The sequence below is a fragment of the Rhizobium sp. LjRoot258 genome (genome assembly GCF_964254185.1).
Taxonomy (GTDB): domain Bacteria; phylum Pseudomonadota; class Alphaproteobacteria; order Rhizobiales; family Rhizobiaceae; genus Rhizobium.
In genome coordinates this window covers 582,137-604,662 of sequence record NZ_CAXUST020000001.1, presented here as the reverse complement: position 1 = coordinate 604,662, position 22,526 = coordinate 582,137, and the positions used below count along the sequence as shown (strand labels likewise).

Annotated in this window: 24 protein-coding genes; 10 read left to right on the top strand and 14 right to left on the bottom strand. The window is 60.8% G+C overall.

All coding sequences use genetic code 11. The features are described 5' to 3' along the window. Positions 1-26 precede the first annotated feature (26 nt). Positions 27-641 (top strand): GNAT family N-acetyltransferase, encoded by a 615-nt coding sequence (locus ACSQ9D_RS02970; protein WP_025582160.1) that lies wholly within the window; start codon positions 27-29, stop codon positions 639-641. Next, the gene (locus ACSQ9D_RS02965) at positions 638-3,550 is read left to right on the top strand and encodes an EAL domain-containing protein (RefSeq protein ID WP_436281093.1); all 2,913 of its coding nucleotides are present in this window, start codon (positions 638-640) and stop codon (positions 3,548-3,550) included. The genes ACSQ9D_RS02970 and ACSQ9D_RS02965 overlap by 4 nt, the downstream gene beginning before the upstream one ends. A gap of 27 nt (positions 3,551-3,577) precedes the next feature. Here ACSQ9D_RS02965 and ACSQ9D_RS02960 read toward each other — a convergent pair whose 3' ends face one another. Then, complete coding sequence (locus ACSQ9D_RS02960; protein ID WP_436281092.1) at positions 3,578-4,630, bottom strand: zinc-binding metallopeptidase family protein; 1,053 nt, start codon at positions 4,628-4,630, stop codon at positions 3,578-3,580. Between the two features lie 146 nt (positions 4,631-4,776). Continuing rightward, positions 4,777-5,382, bottom strand: coding sequence for a YqgE/AlgH family protein (locus tag ACSQ9D_RS02955; RefSeq protein ID WP_037122724.1), 606 nt, complete (start codon positions 5,380-5,382; stop codon positions 4,777-4,779). Positions 5,383-5,522: 140 nt separating this feature from the next. Here ACSQ9D_RS02955 and ACSQ9D_RS02950 point away from each other — a divergent pair, with 140 nt between their 5' ends. From ACSQ9D_RS02950 to ACSQ9D_RS02925, 6 genes are all read left to right on the top strand, one after another. Then, positions 5,523-6,359, top strand: coding sequence for a protein-disulfide reductase DsbD domain-containing protein (locus tag ACSQ9D_RS02950; protein ID WP_436281091.1), 837 nt, complete (start codon positions 5,523-5,525; stop codon positions 6,357-6,359). Positions 6,360-6,428: 69 nt separating this feature from the next. Beyond that, positions 6,429-6,914: a peroxiredoxin gene (locus tag ACSQ9D_RS02945; protein WP_047521750.1), complete on the top strand. Its 486-nt coding sequence runs from the start codon at positions 6,429-6,431 to the stop codon at positions 6,912-6,914. Positions 6,915-7,066: 152 nt separating this feature from the next. Next, a protein-coding gene (locus tag ACSQ9D_RS02940) for an IS630 family transposase (RefSeq protein ID WP_436281090.1) occupies positions 7,067-8,015 on the top strand; the annotation gives its coding sequence in 2 pieces (ribosomal slippage) (positions 7,067-7,402 and positions 7,404-8,015; 948 coding nt in all). 212 nt (positions 8,016-8,227) lie between these two features. Beyond that, positions 8,228-8,968: a metal ABC transporter ATP-binding protein gene (locus ACSQ9D_RS02935; RefSeq protein ID WP_436281089.1), complete on the top strand. Its 741-nt coding sequence runs from the start codon at positions 8,228-8,230 to the stop codon at positions 8,966-8,968. Continuing rightward, positions 8,965-9,837: a metal ABC transporter permease gene (locus ACSQ9D_RS02930; RefSeq protein WP_436281088.1), complete on the top strand. Its 873-nt coding sequence runs from the start codon at positions 8,965-8,967 to the stop codon at positions 9,835-9,837. Before ACSQ9D_RS02935 ends, ACSQ9D_RS02930 begins: the two co-directional genes overlap by 4 nt. 18 nt (positions 9,838-9,855) lie before the next feature. After that, entirely contained in the window at positions 9,856-10,755 is a 900-nt protein-coding gene (locus ACSQ9D_RS02925) for a metal ABC transporter solute-binding protein, Zn/Mn family (protein WP_436281087.1), read from the top strand. Positions 10,756-10,792: 37 nt separating this feature from the next. Here ACSQ9D_RS02925 and ACSQ9D_RS02920 read toward each other — a convergent pair whose 3' ends face one another. Next, positions 10,793-11,101, bottom strand: coding sequence for a Dabb family protein (locus ACSQ9D_RS02920; protein ID WP_024314223.1), 309 nt, complete (start codon positions 11,099-11,101; stop codon positions 10,793-10,795). Positions 11,102-11,338: 237 nt separating this feature from the next. Here ACSQ9D_RS02920 and fdhA point away from each other — a divergent pair, with 237 nt between their 5' ends. Then, positions 11,339-12,529, top strand: a complete 1,191-nt coding sequence (fdhA, locus tag ACSQ9D_RS02915) for a formaldehyde dehydrogenase, glutathione-independent (RefSeq protein WP_436281086.1) — start codon at positions 11,339-11,341, stop codon at positions 12,527-12,529. 159 nt (positions 12,530-12,688) lie between these two features. Here the strand turns inward: fdhA and ACSQ9D_RS02910 are convergent, their stop codons facing one another. The 6 genes from ACSQ9D_RS02910 to ACSQ9D_RS02885 form a co-directional block, all read right to left on the bottom strand. Beyond that, positions 12,689-13,492 (bottom strand): endonuclease/exonuclease/phosphatase family protein, encoded by an 804-nt coding sequence (locus tag ACSQ9D_RS02910; protein ID WP_436281085.1) that lies wholly within the window; start codon positions 13,490-13,492, stop codon positions 12,689-12,691. 66 nt (positions 13,493-13,558) lie between these two features. Then, positions 13,559-13,999 (bottom strand): ribonuclease HI, encoded by a 441-nt coding sequence (gene rnhA, locus ACSQ9D_RS02905; protein ID WP_037122739.1) that lies wholly within the window; start codon positions 13,997-13,999, stop codon positions 13,559-13,561. Next, positions 13,996-14,961: a homoserine kinase gene (locus ACSQ9D_RS02900; protein ID WP_436281084.1), complete on the bottom strand. Its 966-nt coding sequence runs from the start codon at positions 14,959-14,961 to the stop codon at positions 13,996-13,998. The genes rnhA and ACSQ9D_RS02900 overlap by 4 nt, the downstream gene beginning before the upstream one ends. A gap of 110 nt (positions 14,962-15,071) precedes the next feature. Continuing rightward, on the bottom strand, positions 15,072-16,073 hold the full coding sequence (ispH, locus tag ACSQ9D_RS02895; protein WP_047521752.1) for a 4-hydroxy-3-methylbut-2-enyl diphosphate reductase: 1,002 nt from the start codon (positions 16,071-16,073) through the stop codon (positions 15,072-15,074). Positions 16,074-16,135: 62 nt separating this feature from the next. Then, positions 16,136-16,888, bottom strand: coding sequence for an SURF1 family protein (locus ACSQ9D_RS02890; RefSeq protein ID WP_436281083.1), 753 nt, complete (start codon positions 16,886-16,888; stop codon positions 16,136-16,138). Then, positions 16,881-17,264: a DUF983 domain-containing protein gene (locus ACSQ9D_RS02885; RefSeq protein ID WP_037122748.1), complete on the bottom strand. Its 384-nt coding sequence runs from the start codon at positions 17,262-17,264 to the stop codon at positions 16,881-16,883. The genes ACSQ9D_RS02890 and ACSQ9D_RS02885 overlap by 8 nt, the downstream gene beginning before the upstream one ends. 131 nt (positions 17,265-17,395) lie before the next feature. Between ACSQ9D_RS02885 and ACSQ9D_RS02880 the strand changes: the two genes are divergently transcribed. Beyond that, entirely contained in the window at positions 17,396-18,037 is a 642-nt protein-coding gene (locus ACSQ9D_RS02880; protein ID WP_037122750.1) for a chloramphenicol phosphotransferase CPT family protein, read from the top strand. A gap of 56 nt (positions 18,038-18,093) precedes the next feature. On the opposite strand, the gene ACSQ9D_RS02875 is transcribed toward ACSQ9D_RS02880, so the two are convergent. From ACSQ9D_RS02875 to ctaD, 5 genes are all read right to left on the bottom strand, one after another. Beyond that, on the bottom strand, positions 18,094-18,972 hold the full coding sequence (locus ACSQ9D_RS02875) for a cytochrome c oxidase subunit 3 (protein WP_024314232.1): 879 nt from the start codon (positions 18,970-18,972) through the stop codon (positions 18,094-18,096). Positions 18,973-19,030: 58 nt separating this feature from the next. Further along, the gene (locus ACSQ9D_RS02870; protein ID WP_037122754.1) at positions 19,031-19,636 is read right to left on the bottom strand and encodes a cytochrome c oxidase assembly protein; all 606 of its coding nucleotides are present in this window, start codon (positions 19,634-19,636) and stop codon (positions 19,031-19,033) included. Further along, complete coding sequence (locus ACSQ9D_RS02865; RefSeq protein WP_024314234.1) at positions 19,636-19,773, bottom strand: hypothetical protein; 138 nt, start codon at positions 19,771-19,773, stop codon at positions 19,636-19,638. Before ACSQ9D_RS02865 ends, ACSQ9D_RS02870 begins: the two co-directional genes overlap by 1 nt. Then, positions 19,773-20,729, bottom strand: coding sequence for a heme o synthase (locus ACSQ9D_RS02860; RefSeq protein WP_436281082.1), 957 nt, complete (start codon positions 20,727-20,729; stop codon positions 19,773-19,775). The genes ACSQ9D_RS02865 and ACSQ9D_RS02860 overlap by 1 nt, the downstream gene beginning before the upstream one ends. 80 nt (positions 20,730-20,809) lie before the next feature. Further along, entirely contained in the window at positions 20,810-22,513 is a 1,704-nt protein-coding gene (ctaD, locus tag ACSQ9D_RS02855) for a cytochrome c oxidase subunit I (RefSeq protein WP_037122758.1), read from the bottom strand. Positions 22,514-22,526 lie beyond the last annotated feature (13 nt).

Genomic DNA, 22,526 nt, shown 5'->3' with positions numbered 1-22,526 from the left:
GACATCCATCCTGCCGGGAGTGATCGATGCCAAAATCGGTTTTTCGGTTCCTGTCGCGACAGCCGGATTCAGTGGAGCTCGAGAACGAGCACTATGTGCTGCGACTGCCGCGCTACCAGGATTTCAACCAGTGGCACAAGCTGCGGGCGGCCAGCCGGCAGTTTCTGGAACCGTGGGAGCCGACATGGCGCCGCGATGAGTTGACGGAGGGCGCCTACCGCGCCCGCGTCATCCGCGGCAAGCAGGAATACGCCTCCGGCCAGGCCATTCCGCTCTTCCTGTTTCACAAGCAGAACGCGACGCTGCTCGGCGGCATCACGATCGGCTACATCCGCCGTGGAGCAGCACAAAGCTGTATGATCGGCTACTGGATGGGCGAGGCATACGCCGGCCAGGGCCATATGTTCGCCGCACTTCAATTGGTTATACCCTACATCTTCGCAGGGCTTGAGTTGCACCGTATCGAAGCAGCCTGTATTCCAGACAATGCTCGGAGCATCCGCCTGCTTGAAAAAGCCGGGTTTCAGCGGGAAGGCTATCTGCGCGGATACTTGAAAATCAACGGTCAGTGGCACGACCATGTGATGTTCTCATTGCTCGCCACCGACACGGATAAAGGCAGGATAACCGATAGCCGATGACTAACAACCGCATGCTGCTCTCATCACCGGCCGGACGATTGATCGCGGTGATCGCAGCGCTCTTGCTGTCGGCCTTCATGCTAGCGGCAGGTCATGTTCAGGCAGCCGAACCGGTCAAGATCTCCCGCGACGATACCGCACTCGATTTGACTGCCACGACGGAAATTTACGCCAATCAGGGGGAAGCCTTTCAGGTTTCCACCGCTGCCGCTGCCGATGGTATCCGCCGCCGTATTGAGGTACGTGCCAGTTCCGACAACCATCAGGGCGACTGGGCCGTCTTCGCGCTCGCCAACGTTTCCGACGAGCAGCTTGAGCGCGTGATCGTAGCGCCCCACTTCCGTCTCGTGAATTCGAAGCTGTTCTGGCCGGACCTCGGCTCGCAACGCATCATCGCCATCACGCCGAGCGAAGGCTTCGCACTCGACCGGCAGCCGAGCGACGAGGCCGACGTGTTCCGCATCACGCTCAACCCCGGCGCAGTCATCACCTTCGTTGCCGAACTGACGACGCCGGAGCTGCCGCAGATCTATCTCTGGGAACCCGACGCCTACAAGGACACGATCAACGCCTTCACGCTCTACCGCGGCATCGTGCTCGGCATTGCCGGCCTGCTTGCGGTGTTCCTGACGATCCTTTTCGTGGTCAAGGGCACATCGATGCTTCCGGCAACGGCCGCGCTCGCCTGGGCGGTGCTTGGCTATATCTGCGTCGACTTCGGCTTTCTCGGCAAGCTGATCAGCATTGCTTCGACCGACCAGCGAATATGGCGTGCCTGCGCGGAAGTCGCCCTCGCCTCCAGCTTCGTCATCTTCCTGTTTACCTACCTCAACCTCAACCGCTGGCACACGCATCTCGGTTACCTGACGCTTGCCTGGGTGCTCGGCCTGGCGCTGCTCTTCGGCGTCGCGATCTACGACCCGGCAATCGCCGCCGGCATCGCACGCCTGTCATTTGCGCTGACCGCGACGATGGGCCTTCTGTTGATCGTCTATCTCGGCCTCAACCGCTATGACCGCGCTATCCTGCTGGTGCCTGCGTGGGCGCTGATCCTCGTCTGGATCTTCGGAGCCTGGCTGACGATCACCGGCCGGCTCGACAACGACATCATCCAGCCGGCTCTCGGTGGCGGCCTTGTTCTCATCGTCTTGCTGATCGGCTTTACCGTCATGCAGCACGCCTTTGCCGGCGGCGCGTTCCAGCAGGGTCTGTTTTCCGATCTGGAGCGTCAATCGCTGGCTCTGACGGGATCGGGCGACATGGTGTGGGATTGGGATGTGGCGCGCGACCGCGTCGTCACGATCCCGGATGTTTCCGTCAAGCTCGGCCTTCCGCCCGGCGCGATGCATGGCGCCGCCCGCAACTGGCTGCCGCGGCTCCATCCTGACGATCGCGATCGCTTTCGGGCGACACTCGACGTCCTGCTCGAACATCGCCGCGGGCGGCTGAACCACGAATTCCGTATCCGCGCGGAAGACGGTCATTTCCATTGGCTTCTCATCCGCGCCCGGCCGGTGCTTGGCTCCAACGGCGAGATCATCCGCTGCGTCGGCACGATCGTCGACGTCACCGAACAGAAGAATTCCGTCGAGCGGCTGCTGCACGACGCGCTGCACGACAATCTGACCGGCCTGCCGAACCGCCAGCTGTTCCTCGATCGCCTGCAGTCCGTGCTTGCGCTGGCGCCCGGCGGCGAGACGCTGCGCCCGACCGTCATGGTGATCGATATCGACCGCTACAAGCTGGTGAACGACACGCTCGGGATCGCCGCTGGCGACAATATCCTGATCGCGCTCACGCGCCGCCTGCGTCGTCTGCTCAAACCGCAGGATACGCTCGCCCGTCTCTCCGGCGACCAGTTCGGCCTCATCCTGACTTCCGAGCGTGATCCGACGAAGGTTGCCGACTTCGCCGATGCAATCAGCAAGGCGATCATGGTGCCGATCAACTTCGCCAATCGCGAGATCATCCTGACGGCATCGATCGGGCTTGCCTCCTTCGTTGATCAACAGGAAAGCGCCGCTGGCATGCTCAGCGACGCGGAGCTCGCGATGTACCGCGCCAAGCGCGCCGGCGGCAATCGCGTCGAGCCGTTCCAACCAGCCTTCCGCGATTTCGGGGCCGACAGGCTGCAGCTCGAATCCGATCTGCGCCGCGCCATCGAGCGCAAGGAACTGTCGATGGTTTACCAGCCGATCGCCGGGCTGGAGGACGTGGAGATCGCTGGCTTTGAAGCCCTTATGCGATGGGAGCATCCGAAGCGCGGCAGCATCCCGCCCTCGGAGTTCATTCCGATTGCGGAGACATCAGACATCATCGACATGCTTGGGATCTTTGCTCTGGAGCAGGCGACGAACGACCTGATGGGCTGGGAAAACCAGACCGGCGAGCTGCCGATCTTCGTCTCGATCAATCTCTCCAGTGCACAGCTGCTGAACAACGAGCTCTACGACGACGTGCGGTCGGTGCTGGCGAAGACCCATTGCGATCCTTCGCGTTTGAAGCTCGAGCTCACGGAATCCATGGTCATGGAGAACCCGGAACAGGCACGCCTTGTGCTCGAGAAGCTGAGGGAAATGGGCCTCGGCCTTGCGCTCGACGATTTCGGAACCGGCTATTCCTCCCTCGCCTATCTGACGCGCTTCCCGTTCGACACGATCAAACTCGACAAGACGATGGTGCGCGACGCCAGCGACAGGAAGGCGACCGTGCTTCGCTCCGTGATCGCCATGGCGCGCGAACTTGATATGAAGGTCGTTGCCGAGGGGATCGAGTCGAACGAGGATGCGATCGAGCTCGCCAAGATGGGTTGTACCTTTGGGCAGAGCTATCTTTTCGGGCCGCCAATGGCATCGGAATCCGTATTGCGCTTGCTGAAGGAGCGGTTCCCGCTGACGAAACGCGCGTGAGCTGGTCGCGACGGCTCTGCCGTCGCGTTACTGGACGAGCTGATGCACGTATTCAAGCTTGGCCACCACAGGCGGTGACAGGACGAATGGATAGGAATCCGGCTGCCCCATGCTGCGCTGGATGGCGTTGATCGCCACGCTCAGCGGAATCCAGGCGCTGACAAGCTGCTCGGCGCTGCACGCCCGATACGGCTTGAAGTCCACCTCCGCCGCCATCTCCTCATGTCCTCGGGGATCGATCGCAATCCCAAAGGCGCGCGCCGCCTCCAGAGTGTCGACAATGTGGAGATAGTGGGCGAAACACTCGGCGAAATCCTCCCAGGGATGTGCTGCCGCATAGGCGCTGATGAAGTTTTCCTGCCATCCGAGCGGCGCTCCGTTTGCATAGTGGTTCTGCAGCGCGGTGGCGTAGTCCTGTCGCTCGTCGCCGAAGATTGTGCGAAAGGCGTCGAGGGCATTGCGGTCGCGAACCCGTTTGTTCCAGATAAAGTGTCCGGTTTCATGGCGGAAGTGCCCGAGCAGCGTACGATAGGGCTCGTTCATCGACGTGCGCGCCAGTTCGCGGGTGACGCCATCGGCTTCCGCCGCACGGATCGCAATCACTCCTTCTTCGTGGCCCGTCATCGCGGCAACGACGTTGCCGTCGCTCTGCACGGTGTCCTCGAGGAAATCGAACACCAGGCCGCCCTCTGGATCCTGCTGCCGATCCGGATGCGGAAGCTTCAGCCGCAGGAGTGAATAGAACAAGTGCCTCTGTGCCTGGCTGATGTTTCGCCAACGGTCCACGCCGTCCTGTGTGTTGGTGTTCGGCACCAGTCGATTGTGGCGGCAGGCGACGCAGAAATCGTCGTCATCCCCCTCACCGATCAGCCAATTGCAGATGTCGAGCCCCGCATTGGCGCAAAAGCGGACGGATCGATCCGGGCGGCCCGCTAGCTGCCACACATCACCGTCCACCGGCTCCAACGCATGCATGGTAAGGTCATTCGGCAGGAAGCCGAGCCGATGATTGCACCGGACGCATTGACGGTTGTCGAAATGTACGACCTGATCGCAGTTGTCGCAGGCAAACAGTCTCATCGCGCCCCTCGCCTATATCATCATCGAAAAAGCCCGCAAGGCGGAACGCAGCGGGCGTGTTCGACTACCGTCAGGCGGCGTTCAAAGCGCAGGCTTGCTGCCCCGGCGCCAGGAGCGAATGCGCTCTTTGGAGACCCTTCCGCGGATTATGCGTGGCCTGCTTCGGCCGAAAGCATGGCAGCATTGATGCCCATGGTGGCCAGCGCGCGCTCGTACTTGTCGTCGAGGCCGCGATCGAAGATCAGTTCCTCGTTCGCCGGGCATGTGAGCCAGCCATTGTTTCCGACTTCGGCCTCCAGCTGGCCGGCGCCCCAGCCGGCATAGCCGAGCAGCATGGTGGCCCGCTTCGGTCCCTTGCCCTTGGAGATCGCCCGGATGATGTCGAGCGTCGCCGTCATGCAGATATCGTCGCTAACCGGAATGCTGGAATCGCACAGATAGTCGTCAGAGTGCAGTACGAAGCCGCGGCCGCTCTCCACCGGCCCGCCGGTCTGGATTGGGCAGTCGCGCGCATGAGCGGGAAGTACGATCGCCTCCTCATCTTTGATCATTTCGAGATGCAGGAGAACATCGGTAAAGGTCAGGTTCTGGGGGCGGTTTATCACAAACCCCATCGCGCCGGCATCAGAATGGGCGCAGATGTAGATTACCGTGCGGGCGAAGTTGCGATCCTCCATGGCCGGCATGGCAATGAGGAACTGGCCATCGAAGAAGCCACGTTCGCGTCTGTTTTTCAGGGTTGCTAAGGACATTATTCCTCCTGCTGCCAGACCGCACGAGGCCCCGGCACCATGAGCATGAGCCAATGTCACAGATCAATCAACTGAAAATGAAAGCTTAAACGATGGTGAGTTCTAGCCGAGCATGGGGATTTTCAATAAACGGTTGATCCATGGAGACTATTTCACTCGCCGTTCGCCAACTCTGGCCCGCCTCGTGCCTGCTCGTGGCCATGCTGCAGCTTTCCCAGCCGGCGCGGGCGGAGACGAGCGCTTGGGCCGACAATGAAGGCGGCCGGATGCGGCTGATCGCGCTTCCGCCCGACGAAAGCGGGACGATACGCGCCGGACTGCAGATCGAGCCTAAGCCAGGCTGGATCACCTATTGGCGCGAGCCCGGGAACAGCGGCATTCCGCCGCAGGTCACCTTGTTGTCCGAGGGTATCTCCCTTGACAGGATGAGCTATCCGATCCCGAAACATATCGTCGACGGAAAGGTCGACGAGGTCGCCTACGACGCGTCGGTGACGTTCCCGCTGCAGCTGACGGCGAAAAACCCCGCTGTCCGCGAGCTCAAGGCAAATGCCTTCATCGGCATCTGCAAGGAAATCTGCATCCCCTTTCAAGCCGAGTTGTCGCTGACGCTTGAGCCATCGGCGCAATCGCGCCCAGCCGAGGAGGCAATTCTCAGGGACGCCGATTCTACCTTGCCGGAAGCCGCCTCTTCCGAATTCAAAGTCGACCACCACGAGCTGTCGACCGACATGAAGGAACTCTCCCTCAACATTACCCTGCCGGAGAGCGGCGAGAGCGCACCTGAGGTGATTGTGGCGGGTCCGAGCGGGCACGTCTTTACCAGGCAGATGGCCACCCACCGCGACGGCAAAAGCTTCGCGACAACGCTTTCCGTTGGCAAGCTTCCCAAGGGATACGATGTCCATGGAAAGACATGGAGCGCACTCATCATCGATGGCACGCGCGCCATGGAGGCACCGCTTGCCTTTGAGTGATCGCGTTCTATAGTCGCGCCCAAATCGCGGCATTTGCGCCGCCTGAATATACATGACAAGGAGACGTCCATGACCATCGCAATCGGCGACAAGCTTCCTACGGCCACCTTCAAGGAAAAGACGTCGGATGGCCCGGTCGAGATCACGACGGAGCAACTCTTCAAGGGCAAGCGCGTCGTCCTCTTTGCGGTCCCTGGCGCCTTTACGCCCACCTGCTCGCTGAACCACCTGCCGGGTTATCTGGAGAACCGCGATACCATTCTTTCCAGAGGCGTCGATGACATCGCCGTCGTCGCCGTCAACGATTGGCACGTGATGGGCGCCTGGGCACAGTCCTCCGGCGGCATGGGCAAGATTCACTTCCTTGCCGATTGGGATGCAGGCTTTACCAAAGCCCTCGGTCTCGACACCGATCTTTCGGCCGGCGGCCTCGGCGTCCGATCGAAGCGCTACTCCATGCTGGTCGAGGACGGCGTCGTGAAATCGCTGAACATCGAAGAGAGCCCCGGTCAGGCCACCGTTTCCGGCGCCGCGACCATGCTGGGGCAACTGTAAGCCTTCGCATCTCGATCAACAGAAAGCGGCCCCTGCGGCCGCTTTTTGTTTTCACACCTAGAGCGTTTCCGCGTTTTTCTGAATCGCGTCGGATTCCCAAATCAGATTTGTTCTGATTCATTTGATGCTGGCTGGATGGAGGCCAGCATCACATGACCGCACCGTTATCGAATGATCTTCGTGAGCGTGTTGTTGCAGCCGTCCTGAACGGCGAAAGTGTCCGTGCCGTGGCTGCCCGTTTTGAGGTGGCCGCGTCTTCGGTGGTGAAGTGGTCCCAGCGCCACCGCGCGACCGGATCGGTTCGTCCCGGCAAGATGGGCGGCCATCGCAAACGCATTCTGGATCCGCATCGTGGTTTCATTGCCGAGCGGCTCGAGCAGAACCCGCATCTGACGCTGCATGGCCTGAAAGCCGAATTGGCGTCGCGAGGCATTGCCGTCTCCCACAATACCGTCTGGGAGTTCATCCGCAGCGAAGGGCTGCGCTTCAAAAAAAACGCTGTTCGCCCTTGAGCAGGCCCGCGCCGATGTCGCCCGCAGAAGAGAGCGATGGAAGACCTTGCAACGGCATCTCGATCCGGGACGCCTTGTCTTCATCGACGAGACCTGGATCAAGACTAACATGACACCCATCAGGGGCTGGGGACCGAAAGGCAGGCGTCTGCGGGCGTTCGCGCCGCACGGTCACTGGCGCACGCTGACATTCCTCGGTGCCTTGAGGAACGACCGGCTGACAGCGCCTTGCGTCTTCGATGGACCGATCAACGGCCAATGCTTTCGCGCCTATGTCGAGCAGCAGTTGGTCCCCGTCCTCAAGCCAGGCGACATCGTCATCATGGACAATCTCGGCAGCCACAAGTCCGCGACAATCCGTCAGGCTATCAAAGCCGCCGGTGCACGGCTCTGGTTCCTGCCGCCCTATTCACCGGACCTCAATCCGATCGAGCAAGCCTTTTCGAAGATCAAGCATTGGATGCGCAACGCACAAAAGCGGACCATCGACGATACCTGGCGGTCCATCGGCAGGCTCGTTGAAACAATCAAACCCGACGAATGCGCCAACTATCTCGAGAATGCTGGCTATGTTGCCGTCAAAACATGAAATGCTCTAAGATTGGCTATCGCCACTTTTTCGCCTTAATCGTTACAACATAACTGTAATGTTATTACATTTTGGTGCGACATGCGTTTTTCAAAGATTCGAGATCATATTCCGACGGGGCTGATGGAGCTTTCTGCCGTGCGTCGCGTCTTGTACGTCGCGTTGATCAGCCTCCCGCTCTGGGCGGCGATCCACTGGGCGACGCTGCTGCCATGAGCACTGCCGCAATCGAACTTGTGGATCTGACCGTCGCCTACGAGCGGCATCCCGCCGTCCATCATGTCTGCGGAACGATTGCGGCTGGAAGCCTGACCGCGATCGCCGGCCCGAATGGAGCCGGCAAATCCAGCCTGCTGAAGGCCATCATAGGTGAACTTCGTCCCACCTCGGGGATGGTCAGGCACGCGTTGAAGCGCACCGATTTCGGCTACCTGCCACAAGCTGCAGATATCAACCGCCGGTTCCCGATTTCGGTGCTTGACACGGTTCTGTTGGGATCCTGGCGGCAAACTGGAGCCTTCGGACGCGTCGCACCGGCGGCGCGAAACAGAGCGAGCGAGGCGCTTGGCGTCGTGAGACTGGAAGGCTTCGAGAGGCGCAGCATTGGGTCTCTCTCGGCCGGCCAGTTTCAGCGCGTCCTGTTTGCGCGACTGCTTCTTCAGGATGCCAGCGTCATTCTTCTCGACGAGCCGTTCACGGCCATCGATGCCCACACGACGCGGGATCTGCTGGACATCGTCGCACGCTGGCACGCCGAAGGGCGCACGGTACTCGCCGTCCTTCATGATTTCGAGCAGGTCCGGTCGCATTTCCCGCAAACGCTCCTGCTTGCGCGCGAAACCATCGGCTGGGGCGCGACTGCAGACGTGATGTCTCCCCTCAACCTTCGCAAAGCGCGTGCCATGGCCGAGCGGTGGGACGAAACCGCCGGTATTTGCGAGCCTGCAGCATGACGGCCTATGATCTCCTTTTCGCGCCCTTCGTCGACTACGGCTTCATGCGCCGCGCGCTTGTGGCCTGCCTGTGCCTGGGACTTGGCTCCGGTCCGATCGGGGTCTTCCTGACGTTGCGGCGCATGAGTCTCGTCGGCGATGCGATGAGCCATGCCGTGCTGCCTGGCGCCGCCATCGGATATCTTGTTGCCGGCTCGCTCTCGCTGACGGCGATGGGCCTCGGCGGGCTCGTTGCCGGGCTCTCGGTTGCACTCCTGTCAGGCGTGGTCAGCCGCGTGACCTCCTTGCAAGAGGATGCGAGCTTCGCCAGCTTCTACCTTTCCTCGCTGGCTCTCGGCGTGCTTATCGTTTCGTTGCGCGGTTCGAATATCGACCTGTTGCACGTCCTCTTCGGCACCATCCTCGCGATCGACAGTCCGGCCCTTTTTGAGATCGGCGCCATCAGCACGGTGACACTGGCAGTGCTCGCGATCATCTACAGACCGCTGGTCGCGGAATGCTTCGATCCCGGTTTCATTAGGGCCATCGGCGGGCGCGGACCGATCTATCACTTTCTCTTCCTGCTGTCGGTGGTGCTCAATCTGGTCGCCAGTTTCCAAGCCTTAGGGACGCTGATGGCGGTCGGCCTGATGATGCTGCCAGCGGCGATCGCACAACTCTGGTCACGCAACCTCCCGTCCATGATGGCGATTGCGGCTGCGAGCGCAACTGCCGCAGGCTATCTCGGGCTCATCGCCTCCTACCATCTCGAACTCGCGTCCGGACCGACGATCATCATGACGGCGGCACTGATCTACGGCCTTTCGATCTTCCTCGCCCCGTCGGGCCTCGCCCGGCGGTATTTCCCTCGCCCGCACCTGAAGGGCTGACAACCCCGGAGACTTCGCATGATTTCCCGTAGACTGCTTTTCTCAGTGATTATTCCGGCGCTCGCGGCGCTTTCGACGACGTCGGCTTCTGCCGCGCCGCTGAAGGTCGTCGCCTCCTTCACCGTGCTCGCGGACGTGGTCCAACAAGTCGGTGGCGACCACGTGACGGTCACGAGCCTCGTCGGCCCGAACGGCGATCCCCATGAGTTTGAACCATCGCCAAGCGACGCGAAGAACCTCAATGCGGCACAGATCGCTTTCGTCAGCGGCGAGGGGCTGGAGGGCTGGATGGATCGCTTGATTAGCGCCTCAGGCTACAAGGGCAAGCCGGTCGTCGTCTCAGACGGGATAAAGTTCCGGACCATGGACGAGGATGGGCAGACCGTGACCGATCCGCATGTCTGGAACAGCCCCGTCAATGTCAAAGTCTGGGTCGCCAACATCGAGCAAGCGCTTGCGAAGGCAGCTCCGGCCGATGCCGCGGCGTTCAAAACCAATGCCGAGACCTACATGAAGAAGCTCGATGCGCTCGATGCCTACGCGCATTCGAAACTCGGAAAGATCGCGCTGGACCATCGCAAGGTCCTGACCAGCCACGACGCCTTCGGCTATTTTGGCCGCAAGTATGATGTTCAATTCCTGGCGCCGATCGGCGTATCGACGGAGAGCGAAGCCTCGGCCGCCGGGATCGCCAGACTGATCGAACAGATCAAGGCCGAGCACGTGAAGACGTACTTCTTCGAGAACTCCAACGACCCGCGTCTCGTCAGGCAGATTGCCAAGGCGACAGGCGCCGAGCCCGGTGGCGAGCTCTATGTCGAATCTCTTTCCGACGCCAAAGGACCCGCATCAACCTACGAAAAGATGTTCCGCTATAACGTCGACCAACTCGTGGCGGCCATGGCAAAGGCCAGTTGACGACAAACACCGGGTCGCGCAAAGACGCGGCCCGGCCTCAATAATTGAGATCGAAAACGATCAAGCCACCCAACCCACCATCTGTCGAGGAGACGATGCGCTCACCGACATCCACATGCTCCGGATGCACAAGGTAGGCATCGCGCGCCTCGGCACTTTCGAACGTCACGGCAAAACCGTCAACGTAACCGGCATGCAGACCTTCCGGCGAGACGTTCGGACCGTATTTGATATCGATGATGCCGGGGATCACCTGCTGCAACGCGACGATCGATTCAAATAAGGACTGCTTCTCTTCGGCCGTCATCGCGGCTTTCAGCCGCATCAGCACGCAGTGCAGGATCATATGGCATCCTCCCAAACAACATTGCCTGCAAACATAGAGAGAGAAGCGTCGGCGGGGCAACAATAAAGCCTGCTCTCAACAGGAAACGAAGCCCTCGGTGGCCGACGACCATTTCCGTCCCTCAAACCGTCGTAATCGGAACGGTGCTGCCGTCATTCTTCTCTAGTCTGTCATTAACGGCCGTATGGGGTTGAGGAGCCACGGACGGTCGGCAGCTTTTCAACGGAGGAGATGGAAATGAGCAAGAACCGAGGCGTCGTCTATATGCGACCCGGCAAGGTCGAAATCCACGACATCGACGATCCGAAGCTTGAAGCGCCCGATGGCCGCAGAATCGAGCACGGTGTCATCCTGAAAGTGATTTCCACCAATATCTGCGGGTCGGACCAGCACATGGTCCGCGGCCGCACCACTGCCATGCCCGGCCTCGTCCTCGGCCACGAGATCACCGGTGAGATCATCGAAAAAGGCATCGACGTGGAGATGCTCGAGGTCGGCGATATCGTCTCCGTGCCGTTCAACGTCGCCTGCGGCCGCTGCCGTTGCTGCAAGTCGCAGGACACCGGTGTCTGCCTGACGGTCAACCCGTCGCGTGCCGGCGGTGCCTATGGTTATGTCGATATGGGCGGCTGGATCGGCGGGCAGGCCCGCTACGTCACCATTCCCTATGCCGATTTCAATCTGCTGAAATTCCCCGATCGCGACCGCGCGATGGAGAAGATCCGCGACCTGACAATGCTATCGGACATCCTGCCGACCGGCTTCCATGGTGCTGTGCGCGCCGGCGTCGGCGTCGGATCCACCGTCTATGTTGCCGGTGCCGGCCCGGTCGGGCTCGCGGCAGCTGCTTCCGCCCGCATTCTGGGCGCCGCCGTCGTGATGATCGGAGATTTCAACAGGGATCGTTTGGCGCATGCGGCCAGAGTTGGGTTTGAACCGATCGATCTTTCGAAGAGCGATCGCCTGGGCGACATGATCGCGCAGGTGACCGGCAGCAACGAGGTGGATAGCGCCATTGACGCCGTCGGCTTCGAGGCACGCGGCCATAGCGGCGGCGAACAGCCGGCGATCGTGCTGAACCAGATGATGGAAATCACACGCGCGGCCGGCTCAATCGGCATTCCCGGCCTCTACGTGACCGAGGATCCGGGTGCCGTCGACAATGCCGCCAAGCACGGCAACCTGTCGCTGCGCTTCGGCTTAGGGTGGGCAAAGGCTCAGTCCTTCCATACGGGTCAGACACCGGTGCTGAAGTACAATCGCCAGCTCATGCAGGCGATCCTGCACGACCGGCTGCCGATTGCCGATATCGTCAATGCCAAGGTCATTCCTCTCGAAGAGGCGGTGCAGGGCTACGAAAGCTTCGACCACGGCGCAGCCACGAAGTTCGTCCTCGACCCGCATGGCGAGGTTGCCAAGGCAGCGTAATCGACAAGCCTCCCAGGCTTTTGGCAGGGAGCGACGTATCGCCCCCTGCCCCCTCATGGCAAACAGCCCGCTCGCGTTGTGGCCGATGCCGAGGCAGACGAGCGCGATGGCACGGATATGCAAGGCGTCGCTCCGAACGGCTGCTGCCCCAAGGCTTGCCTATTCAATCTCCAGCAGAAGGGCACGATGGTCGGAAACCTCAGGCTGCTCGACGACCTCGAAGGACCTGACCTCGACATCGGCAGTCACCAGCATGTAGTCGGCGTAGCGGCCTTCTTTCGTGTAATGCGAGGTTCTCGTGTCCGTGTGGCCGCGGAAGGTCACAAGGTCGCTGAGGCCGAGCTCAGCAAGTGCTTGGAACATCATGCTTTCGGGGAGAACGTTGAAGTCGCCACAGACGACCAGCGGCTCGCCTTCGCGCCATATGCGGCGGATGAGAGCGACCAAGGCATCCGCCTGCCCGCGACGCGCCGGTGTGTCGCCCTTGCCGGCTAGATCGCGCAGGCCGTGCAGCTGGGCGACGGTGATCGCGCGTTTGGCGCGATAATCGAACAGGCGAAGGCAATGGGCGTTACGCGCCCGAGGATGCGGCCCATAGCCATCACTCGAGAAGTCGCCATGGACGAAATCCGTGGCTTGGCCGATAACCGGAAGAGACGCGCGCACGAAGGTCGCCAGGCCGAACTCCGACATGACCGATGCATCGCCGTCGAAGAGCTCGCCTCTGGCGGTCGGCGCGAAGAACGCATCATGCGTGGGAAGGATCGCCTTGATCTCGGCAAACAGATTGGCGCGCTGCGGCAGGATATGACTGCCGTCGCGGTAGACCAGCCAGTCGCTGGCAACGGCAGCGGAACGGGTGATTTCCTGTAGGCAGAGAACATCGGCGTTGATCTCGGCGAGGTAGTGAAGCAGCGGCGCATGCAGCTTTCCACCCCATGCATTCAGCGAAACAATCCGCACGACATTCCTCCCCGCTTCGCGCCAACGCGTTTCCCGACTTGATTAAGGCAAACGCCCCAGAACGTTCTAGCGTTTCTTGAACGGCTCCATGCCCTTGCGGGCGAGTTCGTCGGCGCGCTCGTTTTCCGCATGGCCGGCGTGGCCCTTGACCCAGTGCAGCGTGACCTTGTGCCTGTTGCGGGCTTCCTCGAGCGCCTGCCAGAGCTCGGCGTTCTTCACCGGCTTCTTATCTGCGGTCTTCCAGCCGTTCTTCTTCCAGCCGAAGATCCACTTGGAGATCCCGTCCTTGACGTAGACGCTGTCGGTATAGAGATCGACCTCGCAGGGTGCTTTCAAAGCAGACAAAGCTGAGATCGCCGCGAGCAGTTCCATGCGGTTGTTGGTGGTCTCGGCCTCGCCGCCAAAGAGCTCCTTTTCGACCTCGCCATAGCGCAGAACCGCGCCCCAGCCGCCAGGCCCGGGATTGCCCGAGCAGGCGCCGTCCGTGAAGATATCGACGTGTTTCATGCCGCAAGCCCATATTCGGCGGGAGAGGCGATCTGCCGGTGGAAGCGCAGCTTGCGCAGATATTCGAGCGGATCCTTCTTGGTGACCATCGCGCCCTCGGGCGTCGTCAGCCAGTCGTACAGGCGCGTCAGGAAGAAGCGCAGCGCCGAGCCGCGCGACAGCGTCGGCAGCGCGGCGCGCTCGGAAGCGCTCAACGGTCGGACGCTCTGGTAGCCTTCCAGCATCGCCATTCCCTTGGTGATGTTGTAGGCGCCGTCCTTTTCGAAGCACCAGGCGTTCAGGATGATCGAGACGTCATAGGCAAGCAGGTCGTTGCAGGCGAAATAGAAGTCGATCAGACCGGATAGCTCGTCGCCGAGGAAGAAGACATTGTCGGGAAAGAGATCGGCGTGGATGACGCCATCCGGCAGGTTCTTCGGCCAGTTGGCGGCGAGGAAATCGAGCTCGCCGCGGATCTCGTTCTGCAGGCCCTTTTCCACCTCGTCGGCGCGGGCTTCCGACTTCTCCCACAGCACCTTCCAACCATCGAGCGACAGCGCATTCGACCGCTTCAGCGTGAAGCCTTCGCCGGCGACATGCATCTGCGCGAGCGCCTTGCCGACTTCGCGGCAATGCTTGGCCTCCGGTTTGCGCAGCCACATCCCTTCCAGGAACGAGATCAGTGCGGCCGGGCGATCGGAGAGCGCCCCGAGCAGCGCACCGTCGTTGCGCGGCAGCGGCAGCGGGCAGGACAGTCCACGGGCGGCCAGATGCTGCATCAGCCCGAGGAAGAAGGGCAGATCGCTCTTCTCGACACGCTTTTCATAAAGCGTGAGGATCAGTGGGTCCTTGGTGGTGTGCAGCAGGAAGTTCGAGTTCTCGACACCTTCCGCGATGCCCTTATAGGACAGCAGCGTGCCGGCATCGTACTCCGTCAGGAACCACTTCAAATCGTCTTCGGAAATATCGGTGTAGACTGCCAATTTACGTCCCGCGAAAGTGTTTGATCAATTGAAGGCCAACGCCCGGTTTGGGCGCTGGCAGACGCTGCAATCATCCCTCGACGATTGCACCCGCTAAGCGGGATCACGGCTTACCCGTTTACGAAAGCCATGTCTGATGTCGTCAGCTCTATGTTGCGCAGCTCGCGGTTGACGAGGAAATGTTCGTTTTCCTGGACCGTCTCGGCGAGCTCGACCTTGGCGTCGAAGCGGGCGCGGAAGGCCTCGATGATCTCGTTGACGATCACCTCGGGCGCCGATGCGCCGGCGGAAAGTCCGAGCGTCGAGATCGGGCCGATGTCCGCCCAATCGAGTTCCGAAGCGCGTTGCACGAGCAGCGACTTCTTGGCCCCTGCCCGCAACGCAACCTCGACCAGCCGCTTGGAATTGGACGAATTTGGCGCACCGACGATGATGAACAGATCGCAGCCGGGGGCAGCCTGCTTGACCACTTCCTGACGGTTGGTCGTGGCGTAACAGATCGAGTCGGCGGCCGGCGCCGTCAGATTGGGGAAGCGCTGCTGCAGGCGCGCGATTACGCCGGCCGTGTCGTCCACCGACAGCGTCGTCTGCGTCACAAACCCCAGATTATCCGGGTCGGCGGGCTTGTAGGCGTCTGCGTCCTCGACGGTCTCGATCAGGGACACGGAGCCCTCCGGCAACTGGCCCATCGTGCCGATGACTTCAGGGTGACCGGCATGACCGATCAGTACCACATGGCGGCCGAGGCGGTTGTGGCGCATCGCCTGCTTGTGAACCTTCGACACCAGCGGACATGTGGCGTCGAGGTAGAAGAGATTACGGGCGCTCGCATCTTCAGGCACGGATTTCGGCACGCCATGGGCGGAGAAGACGACCGGCTGGGCACGGTGCTCTTCCGGGATCTCGTCGAGTTCCTCCACGAAAACGGCGCCCTTCGCCTCGAGGCCCTCGACCACATAGCGATTGTGGACGATCTCGTGACGGACATAGACCGGCGCACCGTAGGATTTCAGCGCCAGCACGACGATCTGGATGGCACGGTCGACGCCGGCGCAAAAGCCGCGCGGTCCGCACAGCCTGATCGTCAAAGGAGGTTTCGCCGCAATATTCATGTCTGTTCCGGTTTGTAGGGATAGGGCTCTCTAGCCCAATATAGGCAAGAATTGAAGCGATACTATTGCGCCGGACCGCGCTTGCGGAAGCGGGCCACGACGACGATCACAACAAGCGTTGCCGCCAGGCCGTACCAGGTGAAGGCGTATTGCAGATGGTTGTTGGGCAGATCGACATCGGTGACGCCGCCGATGGGGAGACCCTTGGGATTGGGGGTATCGTCCGCATCGACGAAGAAGGGAACGACTTGCGCCTTGTCGAGCTCGACGCTGGATGCCATCACATCGAGGTCTTTCCAGTAGAAGATGTTCTTGGCGGCGTCGTTGTCGGGCACCACCCAGGATGGTTTGCCGGGCAGCTTCGCGCGGGCAAGACCGGTCACCGTCTGCTGATCGGTCAGCTGGCCCTGCATGCGCATTTCGGGTTCCTTATTCTCATAGGGAACGAACCCGCGATTGACGAAGAGATAGCGGCCATCGGCAAGCTGCAGCGGCGTGTAAACGTAAAAGCCCGTCCGGCCGTGCCAGGTGGCGAAGAAGTGCCGCTCCTTGCTGTTCACGTATTCGCCGCTGACCGTGGCGTGACGATAATCTATATCCTCGCCCTTTGCCGCCAACGCTTCGATATCTGCAAGCGATGCCGGCGCCGCCTCGCGGCGCTCGGCGATATTGGCGAGCAGCTTCTCTTTCCACTGCAGCCGCTCGACCTGCCACGTCCCGAGCGAAACGAGGATGGCGAGCGCGACCAGCACGGCGATGCCGGTCAGGACCGACCGCTTTCGGCGGGGCGCCGCCGACACTTCAAGTTCAGTCACGAGAAAGGCGCCCTTCCCTTGCGTTGTGGCGATACTGCATCGCGATCAGAATTCCCTTGCACCAACGAAGAGCAACCAGGGAGAGAATGATCGTCAGGGGAGCGAACAGCAGAATGTGCAGCCAGATCGGCGGCGCGTAGTTGACCTCCAGCCACAGCACTGAGCCGATAACAATGAAACCGACAATGAGAATGACGAACACCGCGGGACCATCGCCGGCATCGGCAAAGGCGTAATCGAGGCCACAGGCAGAACAGCGCGGTTTCAGCGCCAGCAGGCCGTTGAAGAGCTTTCCCTGGCCGCAGCGCGGGCAGCACCCCTTGATGCCTGTCTTCACCGGATCGACTGGTGGGAAATGCGCGCTGTCGTCGTTCATGCCATCCTTCCAATTGCCTATGGCCAACCAGAGCCTCCGCCTTAACTCACCCATAAAGTATTCGCAGAGGGAAAGGAAATACCTGCGCTCTTTCGCCTCAGCGATTCGCGCCAAACAGAAGAAGAAAACTGATGACATATGACAGCTCGTCCGGACAGATCGTTATTCTGAACGGCGCCCCGCGCAGTGGAAAATCGTCGATCGCCAACGCGATCCAGGAGCACTTCGACGGCCCCTGGATGAACCTCGGCGTCGACACCTACAACGAGATGACGCCGGAGCGCTATCTGCCGGGCATAGGCCTGCGCCCGGGAGGGGAACGTCCCGATCTTGAGGAGATGGTGCCGTTTTTCTATGTGGCACTCTACGAGTCGATCGCCATTCATGCCGGACTGGGCCTCAATGTGGTTGCCGACCTCGGCCATCACGACAGCTACTCTCAGCCGCTCGGCATTCTCGCCGATTGCGCGCGCCGGCTTGAGGGATTGCCGGTACTTTTCGTCGGCGTCAGATGTCCGATCGAGGTCATCTTGAAGAGACGGGACATCCCTTCACCAGGACGACACACGCTGTATGTCCGCGCAACTGAAGACGAAGCGGTTCCCAATCCCGTCCAGCTCTGGCAGGAGCAGGTCCATATCCCCGGTATCTACGATCTTGAGGTCGATACCTCGGTGCTGACACCCTTCGAATGCGCCGAAGCAATCCGGCAGCGCCTGGACCTCGGCATTCCCGAACCCTCCGCATTCGAGCGCATCGCCGCCATGCGGTGACCAGAAAAAAGGGCGGGCGCCGTGGCACCCGCCCTTTTCGATTCCATGCAGTCCGTTCAGCCTGCGGCCAGCGGCGCGCCCCAGCCGCCCCAGACGTAGATGCAGAAGAACAGGAAGAGCCAGACGACGTCGACGAAGTGCCAGTACCAGGCCGCTGCCTCGAAGCCGAAATGCTGCTTCGGCGTGAAGTCGCCGCGGATCGCGCGCAACAGGCAGACCAGCAGGAAGATCGTACCGACCAGAACGTGGAAACCGTGGAAACCAGTCGCCATGAAGAAGGTCGCGCCGTAGATCGAATTCTTGAAGGCGAACGGAGCGTGTGCGTATTCGTAAGCCTGCACCGTGGAGAACAGGATACCGAGCAGAACGGTCAGCGTCAGGCCCTGAATGAGGCCCCTGCGATCGTTGTGCAGCAACGCGTGGTGCGCCCAGGTCACCGTCGTGCCAGAGAGCAGCAGGATGACCGTGTTGTAGATCGGCAGGTGCCACGGATCGAGGACCTCAATGCCCTTCGGCGGCCACTGGCCACCGGTGAAGGCAAGGCGTGAGGCCTGGATCGCTTCATTCGGGAAGAGGCTCGCGTCGAAGTAAGCCCAGAACCAGGCGACAAAGAACATCACTTCCGAAGCGATGAACATGATCATGCCGTAGCGAAGGTGCAGCGAGACGACGCGCGTATGGGCGCCCTCGTCAGCTTCCTTCACAGTGTCCGACCACCAGCCGAACATGACGTAGAGAATGATCGCAAGCCCGATGAAGAACAGCCACGGATGAGCCCATTCGACACCGAAGAGATGCAGCGAGCCGCCGTTGAGGTAGCGCATGAAGCCGACGCCACCGAACGTAATGATGAAAGCCCCTAGCGACGCAATTATTGGCCACGGGCTCGGGTCGATGATGTGGTAGTCGTGATGTTTCTGATGAGCATCAGCCATGTAAGCTATCCCCGGATCTCTTCCTCTCCGCTCCGGCATAGCCGGAAACGAACCTCAATCAAAGTTTCTTTTCAAGCTTTACCGTTCCACCCTCGTTCGAAGCGAGCGGCTTCGGACCCTCTTTGGGATAGAACGTATAGGACAAGGTAACGGTGTGGATATCCTTCGATTCCACAGCCTTGGTAATGTCAGGATCGATATAGAACACGACCGGCATTTCGAGCTTTTCGCCCGGCTTCAAAATGGTTTCATTGAAGCAGAAGCACTGCACCTTGTTGAAATAGGCACCCGCCTCACCGGGCGTCACGTTAAAAACCGCCTGACCGCGCTGCGGCTCGTTCGACTTGTTCACCGCGACGAAATTCACCTGAATGGTTTCGCCGATGCGCGGATTGACCTCGCGCTCGACCGGCTTGAACTCCCAGTCGAGACCAGGCGCAATGTTTGCGTCGAAGGTGACGCGCATCTTGCGATCGAGAATCACGCTGGAGGCCTGCTCGACGCGCTGCGTCGTCCCATTGTAGCCAGTGAGCTGACAGAACATCCTGTAGAGCGGCACCGCGGCATAGCTCGCAGCGCCCATGCCGACGACGAAGGAAAGGCACATGAGAACGATGGCGCCGTTGTTGCGCGGCTTCCTAGGTGCGCTCTGCATCTCGCTCATCACATATGCCCCGAGGTAAACTTCACGATCGTGATCGCGTAGAAGAGCACGACGAGGCCGGCCAGAACCAGACCAAGAGCGACGTTGCGGTTGCGGCGCGACTTGCGCTGCGCTTCCGTGAGCTTGACGACGTCCATCAGAAAATGCCTCCCGCATGTGAAACGAGCGCGGCCGCGAGCCGGTCGAACATCAGGGCGGAGAAAATCGCGAAGAGATACAGGATCGAGAAGCCGAAGAGCTTCTTCGCCGGGATCATCTTCTCATCGCCGTCCGGCATCCGCCAGACGGCGATGGAACAGTAGATGAAGATCGCGCCAAGCGCCGCGGCAATGAGGCCATAGCCGAGGCTCGCAAAGCCGAGGGCTGTCGGCAGGACACCGCAGACCGCCGTCAGGACGGCGTAGGCGACGATCTGATGCTTGGTAGTGCGCTCGCCCGAGACATTCGGCAGCATCGGCACGCCGACCGCCTCATAGTCTTCCATCTTGAACAGAGCCAGCGCCCAGAAATGCGCGGGTGTCCACAGGAAGATGATCATGAAAAGGACGAAGCTTTCGATCGTTACCGTACCGGTCACGCAGGCCCAGCCGATCATGGGAGGAAAGGCACCGGCCGCGCCGCCGATGACGATATTCTGCGGCGTCGAGCGCTTTAGCCACATCGTGTAGATCACCGCATAGAAGAAAATCGTGAAGGCGAGGATCGAGGCTGCGAGCCAACTGACGGCGAGGCCGAGGATCGTCACCGAAAAACAGGAAAGCACAAGACCGAATGCCAGTGCCTCGCGCGGCGCAATCCGGCCGGCCGGGATCGGGCGCTTGGCGGTGCGGGTCATGATCGCATCGATATCGGCGTCGTACCACATGTTCAGTGCGCCCGAAGCGCCCGCGCCGATGGCGATGCAAAGGATGGCAATAAGGCCGAGAACCGGATTGATGTGGCCCGGCGCCATGACGAGACCGGCAAATGCCGTGAACACCACGAGCGACATGACGCGCGGCTTCAGGAGCTCAAAATAATCGCGCGCACTCGCCTCCGACAGGCGGAACTCGCCGTCGTGTGCCAGAGCTTTGCGATTGCCGATTACTGTCATTTTCTTGTCCTGCAAACTTGTAAGCCGACCGCCGCACTGTAGCACGCGGCGGTCGCAATTTCTTGCATCATCCTTGCATCTTACTTGATGCGCGGGAGCTGTTCCCACTGATGATACGGCGGCGGCGAAGACAGCTGCCATTCGAGCGTCGTTGCGCCCTCACCCCACGGATTGTCGCCGGCAACGCGCTTCTTGGCGAAGGCTTCGAAGACGCCGACCAGGAAGATCAGCACACCGACGGCCGAGATGTAGGAGCCGATCGAGGAAACATAGTTCCAGCCGGCAAATGCATCCGGATAGTCGATGTAGCGGCGCGGCATGCCCGCGAGGCCCAGGAAGTGCTGCGGGAAGAACACCAGGTTGACGCCGATGAACATGACCCAGAAGTGCAGCGTGCCAAGGAACTCGTTGTACATGTAGCCGGTCATCTTCGGGAACCAGTAGTACCAGGCAGCGAAGATGGCGAAGACGGCGCCAAGCGACAGTACGTAGTGGAAATGGGCCACGACGTAGTAGGTGTCATGCAGCGAGCGGTCGAGACCGGCATTGGCGAGCTGAACACCCGTCACCCCACCGACCGTGAACAGGAAGATAAAGCCGATCGCCCAGACCATCGGCGTGCGGAAGCTGATGGAGCCACCCCACATCGTTGCGATCCAGGAGAAGATCTTCACGCCCGTCGGAACGGCGATGACCATCGTTGCAAACACGAAGTAGCGCTGTGCATCGAGCGACAGGCCGACCGTGTACATGTGGTGCGCCCAGACAACGAAACCGACGGCACCGATCGCGACCATGGCGTAGGCCATACCGAGATAGCCGAAGACCGGCTTCTTCGAGAAGGTCGAGATGATGTGGCTGACGATGCCGAAGCCCGGCAGGATTAGAATGTACACTTCCGGGTGACCGAAGAACCAGAACAGGTGCTGGTAGAGGATCGGGTCACCGCCGCCTTCCGGTACGAAGAAGGAGGTACCGAAGTTGCGGTCCGTCAGCATCATGGTGATGGCGCCGGCCAGAACCGGAAGCGACAGCAACAGCAGGAAGGCGGTGATCAGCACCGACCAGGCAAAGAGCGGCATCTTGTGCAGCGTCATGCCCGGAGCGCGCATGTTCAGGATCGTGGTGATGAAGTTGATCGCACCGAGGATCGAGGACGCACCGGCAATGTGGAGCGCAAAGATCGCAAGGTCGACTGCAGGACCCGGCGTACCTGAGCTCGACAGCGGCGGGTACATCGTCCAGCCGCCGCCCGCACCGTAAGCGCCGGCAGGTCCTTCGACGAACATCGACAGGATGAGCAGAAGGAAGGCGGGAACGATCAGCCAGAAGGAGATGTTGTTTAGACGCGGAAACGCCATGTCAGGCGCGCCGATCATGATCGGCACCATCCAATTGGCGAAGCCGCCGATCATCGCCGGCATGACCATGAAGAAGATCATGATCAGCGCGTGAGCGGTGGTGAACATGTTGAACATCTGCTTGGCGCCGTCGATGGCGGCGTCGCCTTCGTAACCGTAAACCATCGATGCCAGACCGTGGAAGATCTGGATGCCCGGCTCCTGCAACTCCATGCGCATGGCAACGGAGAGCGCGCCGCCGATGATGCCGGCGATGATCGCGAAGATCAGGTAAAGCGTGCCGATGTCCTTGTGGTTCGTCGAAAAGAACCAACGATTGATGAAGCTCGGCTTGTGCGAGTGATCGTGATGGTCGTCATGGGCGTGCGCGCCATGAGAGTGATCATGCAAGTGATGATCGTCGTGTGCGGAAGGTCCAGCCATATCCCGTTCCCTC